Annotated in this window: 13 protein-coding genes; 5 read left to right on the forward strand and 8 right to left on the reverse strand. The window is 73.9% G+C overall.

Annotation, left to right across the window (positions count from 1 at the left end; all coding sequences use genetic code 11):
• Window positions 1-74: 74 nt before the first annotated feature.
• Genes ACIO5E_RS34090 through ACIO5E_RS34100 form a run of 3 tightly spaced genes read right to left on the reverse strand, consistent with a single transcriptional unit; the run spans window position 75 to window position 3,324 of the window.
• Window positions 75-1,004 (reverse strand): carbohydrate ABC transporter permease, encoded by a 930-nt coding sequence (locus ACIO5E_RS34090; RefSeq protein ID WP_400675501.1) that lies wholly within the window; start codon window positions 1,002-1,004, stop codon window positions 75-77.
• Window positions 1,001-1,981, reverse strand: coding sequence for a carbohydrate ABC transporter permease (locus ACIO5E_RS34095; protein ID WP_400675503.1), 981 nt, complete (start codon window positions 1,979-1,981; stop codon window positions 1,001-1,003). Before ACIO5E_RS34095 ends, ACIO5E_RS34090 begins: the two co-directional genes overlap by 4 nt.
• Before the next feature lie 32 nt (window positions 1,982-2,013).
• Window positions 2,014-3,324: an extracellular solute-binding protein gene (locus tag ACIO5E_RS34100; RefSeq protein ID WP_400675505.1), complete on the reverse strand. Its 1,311-nt coding sequence runs from the start codon at window positions 3,322-3,324 to the stop codon at window positions 2,014-2,016.
• A gap of 367 nt (window positions 3,325-3,691) precedes the next feature.
• Between ACIO5E_RS34100 and ACIO5E_RS34105 the strand changes: the two genes are divergently transcribed.
• On the forward strand, window positions 3,692-4,561 hold the full coding sequence (locus ACIO5E_RS34105; protein WP_400675507.1) for an IclR family transcriptional regulator: 870 nt from the start codon (window positions 3,692-3,694) through the stop codon (window positions 4,559-4,561).
• A 273-nt stretch (window positions 4,562-4,834) separates the two neighbouring features.
• Here the strand turns inward: ACIO5E_RS34105 and ACIO5E_RS34110 are convergent, their stop codons facing one another.
• Both ACIO5E_RS34110 and ACIO5E_RS34115 read right to left on the reverse strand, forming a co-directional pair.
• Window positions 4,835-5,506 carry a response regulator gene (locus ACIO5E_RS34110; RefSeq protein ID WP_400675509.1) on the reverse strand — a complete coding sequence of 224 codons (672 nt, stop codon included), beginning with the start codon at window positions 5,504-5,506 and terminating at the stop codon, window positions 4,835-4,837.
• The gene (locus ACIO5E_RS34115; RefSeq protein ID WP_400675511.1) at window positions 5,467-6,786 is read right to left on the reverse strand and encodes a sensor histidine kinase; all 1,320 of its coding nucleotides are present in this window, start codon (window positions 6,784-6,786) and stop codon (window positions 5,467-5,469) included. The genes ACIO5E_RS34110 and ACIO5E_RS34115 overlap by 40 nt, the downstream gene beginning before the upstream one ends.
• 182 nt (window positions 6,787-6,968) lie before the next feature.
• On the opposite strand from ACIO5E_RS34115, the gene ACIO5E_RS34120 reads away from it, so the two are divergent.
• Together ACIO5E_RS34120 and ACIO5E_RS34125 are read left to right on the forward strand one after the other, a co-directional pair.
• A complete protein-coding gene (locus ACIO5E_RS34120) occupies window positions 6,969-8,897 on the forward strand; it encodes an FtsX-like permease family protein (protein WP_400675513.1) in 1,929 nt (642 codons plus the stop codon).
• Window positions 8,898-9,340: 443 nt separating this feature from the next.
• Window positions 9,341-10,060 (forward strand): alpha/beta hydrolase, encoded by a 720-nt coding sequence (locus tag ACIO5E_RS34125; protein WP_400675515.1) that lies wholly within the window; start codon window positions 9,341-9,343, stop codon window positions 10,058-10,060.
• A gap of 24 nt (window positions 10,061-10,084) precedes the next feature.
• On the opposite strand, the gene ACIO5E_RS34130 is transcribed toward ACIO5E_RS34125, so the two are convergent.
• Complete coding sequence (locus ACIO5E_RS34130) at window positions 10,085-10,627, reverse strand: universal stress protein (RefSeq protein WP_400675517.1); 543 nt, start codon at window positions 10,625-10,627, stop codon at window positions 10,085-10,087.
• Between the two features lie 268 nt (window positions 10,628-10,895).
• On the opposite strand from ACIO5E_RS34130, the gene ACIO5E_RS34135 reads away from it, so the two are divergent.
• Window positions 10,896-11,951, forward strand: a complete 1,056-nt coding sequence (locus tag ACIO5E_RS34135; RefSeq protein WP_400675519.1) for a glycosyl hydrolase family 18 protein — start codon at window positions 10,896-10,898, stop codon at window positions 11,949-11,951.
• Between the two features lie 48 nt (window positions 11,952-11,999).
• Here the strand turns inward: ACIO5E_RS34135 and ACIO5E_RS34140 are convergent, their stop codons facing one another.
• Together ACIO5E_RS34140 and ACIO5E_RS34145 are read right to left on the reverse strand one after the other, a co-directional pair.
• A complete protein-coding gene (locus ACIO5E_RS34140) occupies window positions 12,000-14,030 on the reverse strand; it encodes an N-acetylmuramoyl-L-alanine amidase (protein WP_400675521.1) in 2,031 nt (676 codons plus the stop codon).
• A gap of 191 nt (window positions 14,031-14,221) precedes the next feature.
• The gene (locus ACIO5E_RS34145; protein ID WP_400675523.1) at window positions 14,222-14,893 is read right to left on the reverse strand and encodes a TetR/AcrR family transcriptional regulator; all 672 of its coding nucleotides are present in this window, start codon (window positions 14,891-14,893) and stop codon (window positions 14,222-14,224) included.
• 139 nt (window positions 14,894-15,032) lie between these two features.
• Here ACIO5E_RS34145 and ACIO5E_RS34150 point away from each other — a divergent pair, with 139 nt between their 5' ends.
• On the forward strand, window positions 15,033-15,851 hold the full coding sequence (locus ACIO5E_RS34150) for an MOSC domain-containing protein (RefSeq protein WP_400675525.1): 819 nt from the start codon (window positions 15,033-15,035) through the stop codon (window positions 15,849-15,851).
• Window positions 15,852-15,904 lie beyond the last annotated feature (53 nt).

Below are 15,904 nucleotides of genomic sequence, written 5' to 3' on the forward strand. Positions count from 1 at the left end.
GCCGAGGTGGTGGGCCGGGCCCACCACCTCGGCGATCGACGGGAGTCGCCGTCCGGCCCCGCCCCCGGCCGGCGTCAGTCCTTCACCGCGCCCGCCAGCCCGGACACCAGCTTGCGCTGGACCGCGATGAAGAAGATCAGCACCGGCACGGTCATCAGCGTGGACGCCGCCATGATGCCGCCCCAGTCGTTCTCGTCCGGCTTGAAGAAGACCAGCAGCGCGGACGGCAGGGTCTGGTTCTGGGTGGCGCTGATGATGAAGGTCTTGGCGAAGACGAAGTCGTTCCACGCCGCGATGAAGGAGAACACGCTGGTCGCGGCGAGGCCCGGCGCCACCAGCGGCAGCAGGATCCGCCACAGGATGCGGGTCCGGCTGGCGCCGTCGATCTGCGCGGCCTCCTCGATGGACACCGGGACGGCCGCGACGAAGCCGCGCATCATCCAGATGCCGAACGGCAGCGAGAACGCCAACTGCACCAGGATCAGCGAGGCGAGGGTGTTCAGCCCGATGCCGGGGGCGAACCGGCCCGCGTCGCGGAACATGAAGAACAGCGGGATGGTGAGCGCCTCGACCGGGATCATCTGGGCGATCAGGAACATCACCATGACGGTGGTGCGGAACCTGAACCGGAACCGGGTCACGGCCACCGCCGCCAGGAACACCACGACGGCCGAGAGCACCACCACCGACAGCGCGATCACCAGGCTGTTCACGAAGTACCGGCCGAAGCCGTCCACGCTGAGCACCTGGCGGAAGCTCTCCAGGGTGGGGTGGGCCGTCCACGGCTTCGGGTCCAGCGACTGCACCTCGCCCTTGGGCTTGAAGGCGGAGAGCACCATCCAGAAGATCGGGAAGGCGGTGACGACCGCCAGCACGATCGCGCCGGTGTTGGCGGCGAGCCGCCACCGGCCGCGGGTGTTCCGGGTCCGGCCCTTCGGGGCCCGGCCGGTCGGCGTCGGGCCGCCCGGGGTTCCAGCGGCCCGAACGGGGTTCACGGTGGTCACAGTTCGTTCCCCGTCCGTCGCAGGGTGCGGATGTAGAGGACCGTCGGGATCACCAGGATCAGCAGCATGATCACGCCGATCGCCGCGCCGAGCCCGTACTGGGAGGAGGCGAACGCCTTCTGGTACGCGTACACGTTGAGCACGAGGTTCTGGCCGGCGATGCCGCCGCCCTCGGTCATCACGTAGATCTGGGTGAAGACCTTGAAGTCCCAGATCACCGACTGGATCACCACGATGGTCAGGATCGGCCGCAGCATCGGCGCGGTGATCCGGCGGAAGGTCGTCCAGGTGTTGGCGCCGTCCAGGGCGGCGGCCTCCATGATCTCCTCCGGGATCGCCCGGATCCCCGCGTAGAGGGTGACCATCACGAACGGGAAGGAGTGCCACACCACGACGGCGCCGACGATCAGGAACGCCGTCCACTTGTCGTAGAACCAGTTGAACTCGTGGAAGCCCGTCAGACCGAGCTTCACCAGCGTGTGGTTGACCAGGCCGAGGTTGGTGTCGAACAGGAAGCTCCACACCGTCGAACCGGTCATCGCCGGCGCCGCCCAGGCCGCCATCGCGGCGGTGGTCAGCACCAGCCGGGGCCACCGCCCGACCTTGGTCAGCAGGACGGCGAGGGTGGCGCCGACGGCCAGCGTCGCGAGCACGCAGAACGCGGCGAAGCCGACCGTCTGCAGCAGCACCGACCAGAACTGGCCGTCGCTCAGGATCTTCGAGTAGTTGCCGAAGCCGACGAAGGAGGTCGGGGCGCCCCCGGAGGCCTGGGCCTGCCCGAAGTCCAGCACGGACAACAGGCCCAACTGGTAGATCGGGTAGGCGACCAACGGGATCAGGATGACCGCGGCCGGCAGGAGCAGCAGCAGCGGGGGCCGGCGGCGCCGGCCGCCCGAGGGTGCGGCCGGCGCCCTGCCCCCACGGCGCCCGCGCGGGGAAGGCGGCGCCGTCGGGGCGGTCGTGGTGGATGCGGACACGTGCGGGACCTGCTCTCTTCGGGGCGCGGCCGTCAGTGCGCGGCGAAGGCCGAGGTGATCTGGTTCGCGGCGTCGCCCGAGGCCTTCGCCACGTCCGCCTTGCCGGTGACGACCTGCTGGAGCATGGTCGGGATCACCGCCTGGGCGTCGATCTGCGCCCACGCCTGGTCGAGCGGGACGAACCTGGTGCCGGCCGCGATGGTGTCGGTGAACGGCTTCAGGAAGGCGTCCTTGGCGGCGACCTTGCCGCTGACGGACTTGAGCGTCGGCAGGTTGCCCATCGCGTCGTACATCTGCTCCTGGTACGCCGGGCCCGCCAGCAGCTCGGCGAACTCGACGGCGAGCGTGCGGTGCTTGGCCGCCTTCATCACGCCGAGGTTGTTGCCGCCGGCGAACGCGGGGGCGACCGAACCGGGCTTCTCCCCGGGCAGCGGCACCACACCGTACTTGCCCTTCACCGCGCCCGCATCGACCTTGCTGCGGCTGGAGTTGGGCAGGATCGCCATCGCCGACTTGCCGGCCGCGAACAGGTCGACGGTCTTGCCGCCGGTCAGGTCGGCGCACTGCTGGGCGGGGCAGCCGTCGTCGCCGAAGAGGTCGGTGTAGCGCTTGATCCCGGCCTGCGAGGCGGGCGAGTTGATGGCCGCCTGGTACGCGGAGCCGTCCTTGGTGGCGATGTCGCCGCCCGCGTCCCAGACGAACGGCAGCGCGCCGAAGGTGTACTTGCCGCCGATGGCGATGCCGAAGGTGTCGGGGTGCGCCGCGTGGATCTTCTGGTTGGCGGTGACCAGTTCGGCGTACGAGGTCGGCGGGGTGAGCCCGGCCTCGGTGAACAGGTCGGTGCGGTAGAAGAGGGCACGCACGCCGACCCACCAGGGCAGTCCGTAGGTCTTGCCGTCCACCACGGCGGTCCCGGCGATCGCCGGGTCGAGGTCGCCCTTGTCCGGCCACTTGTCGAGGTCGGCGCCGATCTCGGCGAGGCCTCCGGCCGCGACGTAGCCGGGGAGGTCGGTGTTGCCGAACTCAACCAGGTCGGGGGCGCTGTTGGGGTCGTTGAAGGCGCCCTTCATCTTGGCCGCACGGGCGGAGGCGTCGGTGTCGATGTAGCTGACCTTGACGGTGGCGCCCTGGTGGGAGGCCTGGAACTCGCTCACCGCCTTGCCGATCACGGCCTCCTTGGCCGCGTTGCCCGCCTCGTTGTACAGCCACACCTGGAGGGTGCCGGTCCGGTCGTCGGCGGCCTTGTCGCCGGTCGGCGCGGCGGTGCCCGGCGCGCAGGCGGTCGCGGCGAGGCAGCCGGCGGCGAGCACGGCGGCCGCGGCAGCCCGTCGGTTGAGTCGCATGGGTGGAGACCTCCCCTCCCGACAGTTGCCGCCGAGACGTGCGCCGCTCGGGACGGGCACGTCGAAGCAGGCCCTGACCGGGGCCGATGGTGAGTGTGGGTGGTGGACGGCCCGGACGCGCTGGGGGGCGTCCCGGGCAGGCCGGTGCGGGGGTACGGCAGGGCGGACCGTCCGGGTGCGGCGGCGTCGCCTGCTCGATGGCAGGGACGTTAGGCGGGGGCGATCGGCGCCAACAAGAGGGGGTTCGGGAAGTTTTGCACTGCACAACGTTGTGTCGAAGAAGCGGAGATCCGAGCGCGAACGGGTACCTTCTGACAACCGCCGCCGAGCGGAGGAACACCGGCAGAACGAGACGAGGGACGGACCCATGACGGAGACGGGGCCCGAGGCGGAGACCGAGCGGCCCGCGGACACGACGGCCGAACGGCCTGCCGGAGCGGCGACCGGCAGGAAGCCCGCGACCGAACGCAACCAGTCCTCCTCACTGCGCCGCGCGCTCGCCGTCCTCGGCCACGTCCGCGACCACGGCGACGGGCGCGGCGTCCCGCTCGCCCAACTCGCCGACGCGCTCGGCCTCAACAAGAGCACCGTGCTGCGGCTCGCCGGCCCGCTCCTCGACGAGCACCTCCTCGACCGCGACCGCGAGACCGGCTGGTTCCGCCTCGGCCACGGCTCGCTCCGCCTCGGCCAGGCCTACCTCTCCACCCTCGACCTGCGCAGCGTCGCCGCCGAACACCTGCGCCGGCTCCAGCGCGAGGCCGGCGAGACCGTCCACCTGACCGTCTGGCAGGCCCCGGGGATCGTCTACCTGGACAAGGTCGAGGACGAGACCAACGTCCGCATGGCCTCCCGGGTCGGCAGCCGGGCCCCCGCCTACTGCACCGCCACCGGAAAGGCCATCCTCGCCTGGCTGCCCGACGAGGCCGTCGCCGAGGTCGTCGCCGCCGGCCTGCGCCCGGTGACCGCCTGGACCATCTCGGACGAGACCCGGCTGCGCGCCGACCTCGCCCGGATCCGCGCCCGCGGCTACTCCATCGACGACCGCGAGAACGAGCCCGAGGTCCGCTGCGTCGCCGCGCCGATCTTCGACCACGCCGGCGAGGTCACCGCCGCCCTGTCGGTCTCCGGCCTGACCTCCCGGATGACCGCCGCCCGCGTCCGCGCCCTCGGCCCGGTCGTCGCCCAGGCCGGCCTGCGGATCTCCCGCGAACTCGGCTCCGACCGCCAGCCGTCCTGATCCGCGGCCCCCACCCCGGAAAAGCGGACGAGGCCCGGCGCCCCGAAGGGCACCGGACCTCGTCCGACAACTGGAGCGCCAGGCCCGGATCGCACGGACTCTTCCTACTGAAAGTAGGACGTGCTCTGGTAGCACCACTGACGCCTGACGAGAGATCATCTCCCTCGCGACAAGAGGAACACTACCAGGTCAGCGACCGTGCGCCGAACCGGAGCCGGACCCGCCACCGCCCGGCCGCACGCACCCGCCACCGCGCCCGGCCACCCGCCCGGCTCACCCCCGGAGGAACTCCAGCACCGCCAGTACCCGGCGGTGGGTCTCCTCGGCCGGCGGCAGGTCCAGCTTCATCAGGATGTTGCCGATGTGCTTGCCCACCGCCGCGTCCGACACCACCAGCTCCCGGCAGATCGCGGCGTTCGACCGGCCCTGCGCCATCAGGGCCAGCACCTCGCGCTCACGCGGCGTCAGCCGCTCCAGCGGATCGCGCCGACGGCGCAGCAGTTGGCGCACCACCTCCGGATCCACCACCGTGCCGCCTGCTGCCACCGCGCCGACCGCGTCCAGGAACTCCTCCACCTGCCCGATCCGGTCCTTGAGCAGGTAGCCGACCCCCGAGCCGTCGCCGGAGTCCAACAGCTCGGCGGCGTAGGAGCGCTGGATGTACTGGCTGAGCACGAGAACGGGCAGGCCGGGCCGCGACCCGCGCAGTTCGACGGCGGCGCGCAGGCCCTCGTCGGACCCGCCCGGAGGCATCCGGACGTCGGTGACGACGATGTCCGGCGCGTGCTCGGCGACGGCCGTCCGCAGGGCGTCGGCATCGCCGACGGCGGCCACCACCTGGTGGCCGAACCGGGCCAGCAGTCCGACGAGCCCCTCACGCAGCAGCACACCGTCCTCGGCGAGGACTACGCGGAGCCGGTCGGCGGGGTACTCAGAGGCAGGCAAGGGATCTCCACGCGCAGCAGGGTCGGGCCTCCGGGCGGGCTGCTCACCGTCAGCGTGCCCTCCACGACGGAGACCCGGTCGGCGAGCCCGGTGAGGCCGGTGCCGCCCCCGGGCGCGGCACCGCCGCGACCGTCGTCCGACACCTCGATCGTCAACAGCCCGTCAGCGTAGCGCCCCTCGACCAGGGCGTGGCCGGCGCCACTGTGCTTGGAGATGTTCGCGAGGGCCTCCGACACCACGAAGTAGCCCGCCGACTCGACCGGCGCCGGAAGACGGCCGGGCAGGTCGAAGACGACGTCGACGGGCACCGGCGAGCGGTCGGCGGCGTCCACGCAGGCGTCCGGCAGGCCACGGTCGGTCAGCACCCTCGGGTGGATGCCGTTGATCAACTCCCGCAACGAGGCCAGGGTTTCACCGGCCTCATGCTGCGCCTGGGCCAGCCGGGCGGCGAGCGGCCCACCCGGCGGGGCGTCCAGGCTGGCCAGACCGAGCGTCATCGACAGGGCCACCAGCCGCTGCTGGGCCCCGTCGTGCAGATCGCGCTCGATCCGGCGCCGCTCCGCCTCGAAGGCGTCCACCAACCGGGCCCGGGAGCTGACCAGTTCACCGATCCGCAGCTCCTGGCCACCGGGCGACAGCACCAGCCGCACCACCGTCGCCCGGCCCGCCGCCACCGCCGTGACCGGGTACGCCAGCAGTGGCAGCGCTACCAGGCCCACCACCCCCAACCCGGCCGCCACGACCGGGGAATGGACCTGCCACAGCTTCAGGAGGTTCACCTGTTCACCGTCCAGCAGCAACAGCGGCAGCGCGGCCAGCAAGTACCCCGGCACGGCCAGCGCGAAGCCCGCCACCACCAGGTCGATCGGCCACAGGACGACCGCCGCCAGCCCGGCGAACCCCAACTCCCGCCAGGTCACCCGCTCGCGGTACCGCAGCCGCAGCCAGGCCGCCAGCCCGGGCCGGCCCGGCACCCGATGCGGGTCCGGTACGGGCCTGCCGTCCAACAGCCGCACCAGCCATCGCTCCCACGCGGCGAACGGAAGCCCGACCAGCGCCAGCGCCCCCAGCAGCGGCAGCCCCACCACCAGCACGGCCAGCACCCCGGCCACGGTCACCGCCACCAGCAGCCCGGCCCCGAACAGCAGTCCGACCACCCCGCTCGCCAGCAGGTACCCGGCCGCCCGCCAGGGCAGCGAGGACCGGAGGAAGGCAGGGCGGGCCAGCTCCCGCCAGAGCGCACCGTCACCCATCCGCCCCGCGCCTCCCACGTCCGCCACGCCCCCCACCCCTCACTTCGGTCGGCCCACCCTAGGACCCATGCCCCCGGCCGACCCCTCCTCGTCCCCGGCCGACCCATCAGTACCGCCCGCCCGAACCCCCTGTCGGTAGGGCCAGCCCTACCCCGTGAAGTCGCCCCCGCCCTGCCGACCACGAACCTCCGGGCCGGTTGGCTGGCGGCATGAGAATGCTGCGGATCGCACTGAAGTCCCTGCGGGAGCGCTGGGTCTCGCTCGTGGGCGCGTTCGTCGCCCTCGCCCTCGGCGTGGCGATGATGCTGGTGATGCTGCTCGGACTGGCCGCCGCACCGGCGCTGCCCGGCGGGGAGGCGGTGGTGTCGCTGGTGGCGGCGCTCGGTACGGCGGGCGGGGTCAGCGCGTTCGTCTCGGCGTTCGTCGTCGCCTCCACCTTCTCGTACCTGGTCGCGCAGCGGCGCCGGGAACTCGGGCTGCTCCGCCTCGCGGGCGCCGGCCGGGCACAGGTGCGCCGCGTCGTCCTGGTGGAGGCCCTGGCCCTCGGCGCCGCCGCGTCCGCGGCGGGGTGCGCGCTGGGCCGGATCGGTGCGTCGTCCGCGGCGCGGTGGCTGGTGGGCGTGGGCATGGCGCCGCCGGAGTTCGCGATCGGCGGCCAGACGTGGCCCACGTACGCCGCGTTCGGCGCGGGCCTGCTGGTGGCCCTCGGCGGCGTGGCCGTGGCAGCGTGGCGCGCGGGCCGGGTCGGTCCGCTGGAGGCGTTGAGTTCCGCGGACGTCGACACCCGGGTGATGACGGCCGGCCGCTGGTGCTGGGGCCTGGGGCTCCTGTCGACGGCCGCCGCGCTGACGGGTTCGGCCCTGGCGTCCGACCCGGCCGATCTGCTGCACCGCAAGACCTACACCGTTCTGCCGATGGTGCTGATCTGCGCCTGCGGCCTGCTGGCGCCGGTGCTGGCACGGCCGCTGCTGCGGGTGCTGGCGTGGGCCCCGGCACGCTGGTCGCGGTTCACCGGCCGGCTGGTGCGCGCGGGCGCGACGGCGGCGCTGCGCCGTACGGGCGCGGTGGCGGCGCCCGTACTGGTGGCGGTGGCGCTGACGGGGTCGCTGGCGGGGGCCCTGTCCACGGTGGGCGCCGCCCGGTCGAGCGAGGCCGGGGCCCGTTCCGCCGCCGACGTCGTCGTCCTCCCCCGGGACGCCCAGAACACTCCAGCTGCCCAGGACGCCCTCACCCGTGCGCTGCGCGCCGTCCCCGGGGTGGTGGTGGCCCCCTCGGCGCCGACCGCGCTGTCGGTGGCCGAACCGGACGGCACGGTGGTCAGGGCGCGGGCCCGGACGGCGGACCCGGCCGTCCTCGCCGCCGTCACCAGGCTGCCCGTTCTCGCGGGCTCACCGAGCTTTCTGGACGACGACGGCATCGTCCTCCCCGCCGAGTGGGGCCGCACCACGGTCGGCGATCCGGTCCAGGTGGTGCGCGCGGACGGCAGCCGGGCGACCCTGCGGGTGGCCGCCGTCCTGCGGGACGGCTTCACCGAGGACGGCCTGTACGTGACCGCCAGGAACGCCCCCGGTGCACGGATCGACCGGCTCGACGTGAGGCTCACCGGTCCGACCGGCGGCGGCACCGCGACGGATCGGGACCGCACGGCCGACCGGCTCCGCTCCGCCGCGCAGCCGTTCGGGGCGGAGGTCGTCACCCGGGACGAGTGGCTGGCCGCGACCGCACCCGCCAACGGCCGGATCGCCTGGCTGCGCATCGTCCTCGTCCTGGGCCTCGCGCTCGTGTACACGGGCATCGCGCTCGCCAACACCCTCGTGATGGCGACCCGCGACCGCCGCCGCGAACTCGCCCTGCTCCGACTGGCCGGCGCCACCCGCTCCCAGGTGGTGCGGGTGGTGACCGTCGAGTCGCTCCTGGTGGTGGTGGTCGGCGCGGTACTGGGCTGCGCGGTGGCGGCCGTCCAACTGGGCACCATGCACACGGCCCTGACGATGCTGGGCGTGAACGCACCGCCGACCGTGCCGTGGCGCGAGGTCGGACTGGTGACACTGGTCTGCCTGGTGGTCGCGGCCCCGAGCGCCGCCGTGACCGCCCTCTGGGCCCTGCGCCACCGCCCGGTCACGGCTGTCGCCCGGTGAACCGGCCCGCATTCCGCATTCCGCGCCGAAATGCGAACAAGGCCCGGCACCCCGAAAGGCACCGGACCTCATCCGACAATTGGAGCGCCAGGCCCGGATCGCACGGACTCTTCCTACTGAAAGTAGGACGTGCTCTGGTAGCACCACTGACGCCTGACGGGGAATCATCTCCCTCGCGACACCCAGAACATTACCAGCCCGACACCCATATGCCGAATGCCCACCAGCCCACCCCGGAAAAGCAAACAAGGCCCGGCACCCCGAAAGGCACCGGACCCCGTCCGACAATTGGAGCGCCAGGCCCGGATCGCACGGACTCTTCCTACTGAAAGTAGGACGTGCTCTGGTAGCACCACTGACGCCTGACGAGAGATCATCTCCCTCGCGACGAGACGTACAGTACCAGCTGAATGATCTGGCACCGAACCGGAGGCGAACCCCGCATGACGAGCGCTCAACCCGAGGTCATCTCCTATGCCGACGGGCGGCTGATGGACGTCCACCGCCCGGCCGCCGGCGCCACCGGGCCCGCGCCCGTCGTGCTGCTGTGGCACGGGCGGGGCCCCGACGAGCGTGACGTGCTGCGGCCGATCGCCCGGGAGGCCGCCGGGCTCGGGCTGCTGGTGTTCGTCCCGGACTGGCGCTCCGACCGGCCGGACGGCGGCCGCGCCGAACTGCTCGCCTCCCTCGCCCACGCCCGCCGCACCGCCGCCGGGTACGGCGGGGACCCGGAGCGCTTCGTCCTGGCCGGCTGGTCACTGGGCGGCCGGGAGGCCATAGCCGTGGCCACCCACCCGGACACCCCCGCCGACCTGCGCCCCGTCGCCGCCGTCGGCATCTCCTCCAGCTACGCCCGCCCGGCGATCACCACCGGGGACGCCCCCCTCGACCTCCTGGCCGACCACCCCTCCCCCGTCCCGCTCTGGCTGGTGCACGGCACGGAGGACGACGTGCTGGGCATCGAGCACACCCAGCAGCTGAGCGCTGCTCTGACGAAGCAGATGTCACCGGTGCGCGTCCTCGAACTCGCCACCGACCACGCGGGCGTCGTGATGACCGGGTACGACGCCGAGGCCAACCGCTGCCTCCCCACCACCGCCGAAGCCGTGCTGCGCGCCGGCCGCCGCACCGCCGCCGCCCTCGCCGAGGCGGCCGGGCTCTAAGTCGTCAGCGCGGCCGAGCAGGCCCTATCGCCCCGCGACGAGGGCGCGCAGGCCGTGGCCGCGTTCCATGACCTCCAGGTCCCGTTGCAGCGGCGGCCGGGGGACGGCCAGGACCGGGCAGGCCGCGTGGCGGACGCAGTAGGCGGTGACGGACGGGCGCAGCGCGCGGGAGAGGCGGCCGCGGCTGCTGCCGGCGCCGAGGATCAGCAGGTCGTCGGCGTGGTCGGCGCAGCGGACCAGACTGTGTCCGGCGTCGCCGCGGACGGCCTGGCAGCGCAGCCGGGCCCCGGCGTAGCGGCCGGCGAACGCCTCGTCGAGGGCTTGGCGCAGTCGCGCGACGGCGGCGTCTCGGCCGGCGGTGATGGCGGCCGGGCAGGGGGTACGGCGGTAGCCGAGTTCCTCGCCGGCGGAGGTCCAGCAGAGGACGGCGAGCACCTCGACGTCGGTGCGGCGGGCTTCGGCGACGGCGTGGTGGAGGGCGGCGAGGCTGCCGAGCGAGCCGCTGACGCCGACGACGATCCGGCCCTCACGGTCGGGCCGCTCCGCCACCTCGTCCGTGCCGGCCATGCCGCTTTCCGCCATGGTTCGCCCCGCCTCTCGGTCCGTACCGCCGTGCCGTGCTGTCGCCTCCCAGCAAAGCGGGCGGGTGCCGCGCGCCCCGCGTCCGTTGACGCGGCTCTGACGCGCGGCCGGGCGTTCCGTACGCGTCCCTGATGCGGCTACGGCGCCCGGGTGGGTCGGACGGGACGGCATCGCCGTGCGCCGTTCGGATGCCGGCCGCGCCCGGTCGGCGGGGCGGACGTCCCCGGCCCACCGAGTGTGCAGGATGGCGGCCATGAAGAGCGCACTCCCCGTCCGCGCCGTCGGCGTCCTCCTCACCGCACTCTCCCTTGCGGCCTGCCCGAGCGCGGCCGGGACCGCGGTCGGCGAGGGCCGACCCGCCCGTACGACGTCCGCCTGGTTGCCCTGGTGGGGTGGGGACGGCGCGCTGGACGACGCCCTGCAGCACGCCTCGCAGCTCCACACCGTCAGTCCCTTCTGGTACGAGGCCACGTCCGACACCACCGTCGACGGCTACCAGGGCGCCGGCGATCAGCGGATCGTCGACCAGCTGCACGGCAAGGGGATCAAGGTCGTGCCCACCGTCATCGAGACCCCCGGTGCCGAGGCCATGGCGGAGCTCCTGGGCGACCCGGTACGCCGCACCGCCCACGCCGACGCCCTCATGGCGGTCGCCGCGAGCGCCGCGTACGACGGCCTCGACCTCGACTACGAACGCATGGCCGAGACCGACGACGAGCAGCTGCGCGAGCGGGTCCGCGTCGGCTACGACGCCCTCACCGACGAGCTGTGCGCCCGCCTGCACGCCGGCGACAAGCAGTGCGTCGTCACGGTCATGCCCCGCACCCGCGACTCGGGGCGGGCCTACGACTACGCGCACCTGGGCAGGGTCGCCGACCGGGTGCGCATCATGGGCTACAACCTCCACGACGCACTGGACCGGCCCGGCCCGCTGTCCTCGCTCGCCTGGTACGAGGAGTTCCTCGGCTACGCGACCGGCGTCGTCCCCCGCGAGAAGCTGGAGGTCGCGCTGCCCGCCTACGGCTGGGACTGGACCGTCGGCTCCACCGACCGCGCCAAGCACGTGACGTCCACGGAGGCCGAGGCGCTGCGCCGGGACAGGAAGGCCGAGTACGTCTTCGACGAGGCCTCCGGCACACCGCACTTCACCTACACCGACGGCGGCAGGCGGCACGAGGTCTGGTACCAGGACGCGCGCGGCAGCGCCGCCCACCTGGCGGTGATGGGGAAGTACGGCGTGCGCAACAGCGGCCTGTGGGCCCTGGGGTTCGAGGACCCAGGGCTGTGGCAGGCACTCGCGCAGCAGTAGCCCGCAGCGCGGGACGCCCGGTGCGCTGCCCTGGCCGCCAGGGCACCGTCACCGGACTCTCCGGACGTCGGTCGCCCGGAGAAACGCGAGCCGGTGGTTGAAGCGGATGGCGTAGTAGGTGTCCGAGCCGACCACCAGGATCCGGTCGTCGGGTGGCTCGCCGTCGATGGTGCGTTGGTGGAAGAAGTCGGCCGGCTGGGGCGTGTCGTCCACGGCGACGTACGCCTGGCCGGCCGCCACGGACGCCTGGAGCGCCACCACCGGAGGTGCTTCGACGGCCGGGTACGGGGTGTAGGCGGAAGCCTGCGGGTAGGCGCGGCCGTACACCGGGATCGTGTCCAGGCCCGGTCGTGGCGTGAGCACGGTCCGGCCGACCGGGCCCACCGACGGGGACGGTGACGGGCCCGCCGGCAGGGACAGGGACGGTGATCGCGGCTCGGTGCGGGTCCGGACGCCGCCGGGGTCGAGGAACCAGCACTTCCGTCCGTCGTACCAGATCGCCGTCCAGTCCCCCGCCCGGTCCGCGACCACGTAACGGGCACCGGTGACCGCCGTGTCCGTCCAGTCGTCGGGGCTGGTGGTGCCGCCGTTGACCAGCGGGGCGTCGGCGGACGGCCCGGTGCGCAGGTGGACGACGGTGCGCGGCTCGGTGTCCCGGCCCCCGGCGGGGAGGCGGCCGGCCTCCTCGGCGGCCGTGGCGATGGCCACCGTGTCGCCCGGCCGCGGCAGGTCGCCGGTGCCCGGCGGAGGCGTCGCCCCGAGCAGCTCCAGGTAGTGGTCCCAGTCCCAGAACGGGCCCGGATCCCAGTGCATGTCGGCCACGGCCTCCTGGGTCGGTGCCGGGACCTCCTCGTGGCCGATGACGTGCGCGCGGTCGAGCGGGATCCCGAACCGGCCGGCGAGGTAGCGCACCAGCTCCGCCGAGGAGCGGTAGAGCTGCTCCGAGTACCAGGTGGGCCGGTCGGTGGGCAGCGCGAAGCCCTCGTGCTCGATCCCGATGCTGTGCATGTTGACGGTCTTGTTGCCCGCATGCCAGGCGATGTCCCGCGTCGCCACCAGCTGGGTGACCTGGCCGTCGGACGCCCGCACGAGGTAGTGCGCGCTGACGCGCTCCCGGGGGTCCTGGAAGGAGTCCACCGCCGCCGTGTAGTCGCCCTCGGTGTCGTGGACGACGATCTGGCGGATCCCCAGCCCGTTCGCCGGGCGGTCGGTCGGGTTGTAGTTCCCGTACGAGGTCGGGTCCTTGGGGTCGGTCAGCGCGTACGCGGCGGGCGCGACATCGCACCCGAGCCCGGCCGGGCACTCGGCGGCGGGCTGTCCGGCCCGGCGCGGGGGCTGCTGCGGCCGACCGGTCACCGCGAGGTGCGGTTCGGCGGCGAGGCTCATCCGCGCGCCCTCGGACGTGGTCCGCTCGGCGCCCGTACGCAGGGTCTCGTACACCCGGTCCGCGAGCAGGCGACCCGCCGCCTCGTCCCCGTCGCCGGCCGCACCGCCGCGCCCGAAGAGCAGCACCGCCCGGTACCAGTGGCCCGCGTCGGCGTGGGCCGGGCCGCCGACCGCTCGCTGGTACGCCGCCAACAGCGCCGCACCACCGCGGATGTTCTGCGCGGTGTCACGTTTCAGCTCCTCGGCCGGGCGCCGGATCAGCTCCGCCGCCGTACGGAGGGTGTGGAGCGCCGGCGAGTCCCCGACCGGCGCCGCGGCGGCGCCGCCCGGACGTGTGGCGCCGCCCGTGCCGTCGCCCTCCCCTGCCGGGCTCCGCCGACCGGCCCGGCGCGCGTTGACGGCGGCGACGTCGACATCGGTCAGGCCCAGCACGCCGTGGTTCCCCGTCGTGCTCGCTCCGCCCTGGTGGGACTCCCAGCGGCTCTCCTGGTACGCCAGCGCCAGGAGCACGCCGAGCGGCACCCCGAACTCGGCTGCCGCTGAGGCGAACTGTCGCTGCATCAGGTTCTCGCGGCCCCGACCCCCGGCGTCCGCGCCGGACGCCACGACCGGCCATCCGGTGCCGACCGCGGGAGCCAGGAGCGCCGCGCACGTCCCCAGCAGCACCGACCACAACCGCACGCCCCGTCGCATGCGGTCACCCTAGCCAGCACGGGCTCCCGCACCGGCGCGGCGCGAACGACCCGCCCTCCGATCGGCCCAACCCGCCCGGGGCGCACCGTCGACCGGATCATCCGGTCCGACGGACACCGCACGGGACCAGCAGGACCAGCAGGACCACCGGGAGCAGCGGGACCGGCGGGACCGGCGGGACCGGCAGCCGCTCAGGCGTCGGGCGGTGCGGCCTCCCAGAGGTCGGCGAACATCCGGTCCAGGTGCTCTTCGCCGATCGGGGGAACGGGCAGCGGGTGGGTGGCCTGGGCACGGAAGCCGTCGAGCAGCAGAGCGAGGTAACGGCGCCAGAGGTCGGGGCGCAGTTCGGTGGTGGCGGGCAGGGCGCGGCAGAGCGGGCCGAGCATGAACAGCAGGTCCATGGTGACCACGTCGCGCCGCATGGTGCCCTGCTCCTGGGCGCGGGCGATGAGGGCGCCGACGGTGGCGGCGTTGCGGCGGCCGATCTCGATCATGCCGGGGATGGTGGGGATGGCCTGGGTGACCAGGTCGTTGATGCCCCGGTCGGCGGCGACGAGTTCGAAGATCCGCTCGTAGTAGCGTTCCAGGGCGGTCCAGGCGTCCTCGGCGGCGAGGGCTTCCTCAGCCGCCCCGGTCAGGGTGGCGGCGGCGTCGGCGAACACCTCGCCGATCAGCGCCTCGCGGGTCGGGAAGTGACGGTAGAGGGTGGCGTTGCCGACCCCGGCCTCCTTGGCGATCTGGTCCAGCGGGACGTCGAGGCCGTTCCGGGAGAACATGTCGCGGGCGGCGGCGAGCAGCAGATCGCGGTTGCGCTGCGCGTCGCGCCGGAGCCGTCCCGGGGGGTTCGCGCTGCTCGGTGCCATGCCCCGACCCTAGCAATCCCGGAGCCGGGCGGCCGGGCGGCGACCAGCTACCGTACGGAGGCGCCGGGCCCGCGAGAGCCGGCGGCAGGGCCCACGGGCCCGGGCCCGCGAGGGGCCACGAGGAGACGAGGGGGCGGCTGTGGCCGACGTGGTGGAGTTGCGGTACTACCCGGTGAAGGGGTGCGCCGGGGTCGAGGCGGCGAGCGCGGAGCTGACCTTCGCGGGACTGGCCCACGACCGGGCGTTCATGGTGGTGGACGAGGACGGCGTGTTCCGCTCCCAGCGCCGGGACCGCCTGCTGGCCGCCGTCCGCCCGACGGTCGGTGAGGACGGCCGCCGGCTGACCCTCGCCGCGCCGGGCGTCGAACCCGTGAGCGTCGCCGTGGACACCGAGGGCCCGCGCCGGGCGGTGCAGCTGTTCGGCGCCCCGTTCTTCGGGATCGATCAGGGCAAGGAGGTCGCCGACTGGCTGGCCGAGGTGCTGGGTGTGCGCAGCCGGCTGGTCCGGGTGCCGCCGGAGCACGACCGGGTGACCGACGGGCTGACTCCGGGCACCTCCGGCTACGCCGACAGCTGCGCGGTGCACGTGCTGTCCCGCGCCTCGCTGGAGCGCTTCAACGCGCTGAGCGGTGGAAGCCCGCTGTCGGTGGACCGGTTCCGCCCGAACCTGGTGGTGGACGGCTGGGACGAGCCGCACACCGAGGATCTGACCCGTCGGATCACCGTGGGCGGCGCCGAGTTGGGCTACGCCAAGCTCGCGATCCGCTGCGCGGTGACGCTGGTCGACCAGTCGACCGGCGCGAAGGCCGGTCCGGAGCCGCTGCGGACGCTGGCCCGATACCGCCGGGCGGCGGCCGGCGGGGTCGCGTTCGGCAGCAAGTTCGCCGTCCTACGGCCCGGCACGCTGCGGGTCGGGGACGAGCTGGTGGTGAACGCCTGGGGGCCGTCCGAGCTCTGAGTCCGCGCCGGGGCCGCGCCGGGGCCGTGTCTGGACCGACGGGCGCCACGGCG

Source organism: Kitasatospora sp. NPDC087314, from assembly GCF_044744365.1.
In the GTDB taxonomy this organism is placed as follows: domain Bacteria; phylum Actinomycetota; class Actinomycetes; order Streptomycetales; family Streptomycetaceae; genus Kitasatospora.

Bases quoted from the DNA above. Each gene is read 5' to 3' on its own strand.
- ACIO5E_RS34105 (WP_400675507.1), top strand. From the start codon at position 3,692: ATGACGGAGACGGGGCCCGAGGCGGAGACCGAGCGGCCCGCGGACACG.
- ACIO5E_RS34145 (WP_400675523.1), bottom strand. From the start codon at position 14,893: ATGGCACCGAGCAGCGCGAACCCCCCGGGACGGCTCCGGCGCGACGCG.
- ACIO5E_RS34130 (WP_400675517.1), bottom strand. From the start codon at position 10,627: ATGGCCGGCACGGACGAGGTGGCGGAGCGGCCCGACCGTGAGGGCCGG.
- ACIO5E_RS34120 (WP_400675513.1), top strand. From the start codon at position 6,969: ATGAGAATGCTGCGGATCGCACTGAAGTCCCTGCGGGAGCGCTGGGTC.
- ACIO5E_RS34125 (WP_400675515.1), top strand. From the start codon at position 9,341: ATGACGAGCGCTCAACCCGAGGTCATCTCCTATGCCGACGGGCGGCTG.
- ACIO5E_RS34100 (WP_400675505.1), bottom strand. From the start codon at position 3,324: ATGCGACTCAACCGACGGGCTGCCGCGGCCGCCGTGCTCGCCGCCGGC.
- ACIO5E_RS34135 (WP_400675519.1), top strand. From the start codon at position 10,896: ATGAAGAGCGCACTCCCCGTCCGCGCCGTCGGCGTCCTCCTCACCGCA.
- ACIO5E_RS34140 (WP_400675521.1), bottom strand. From the start codon at position 14,030: ATGCGACGGGGCGTGCGGTTGTGGTCGGTGCTGCTGGGGACGTGCGCG.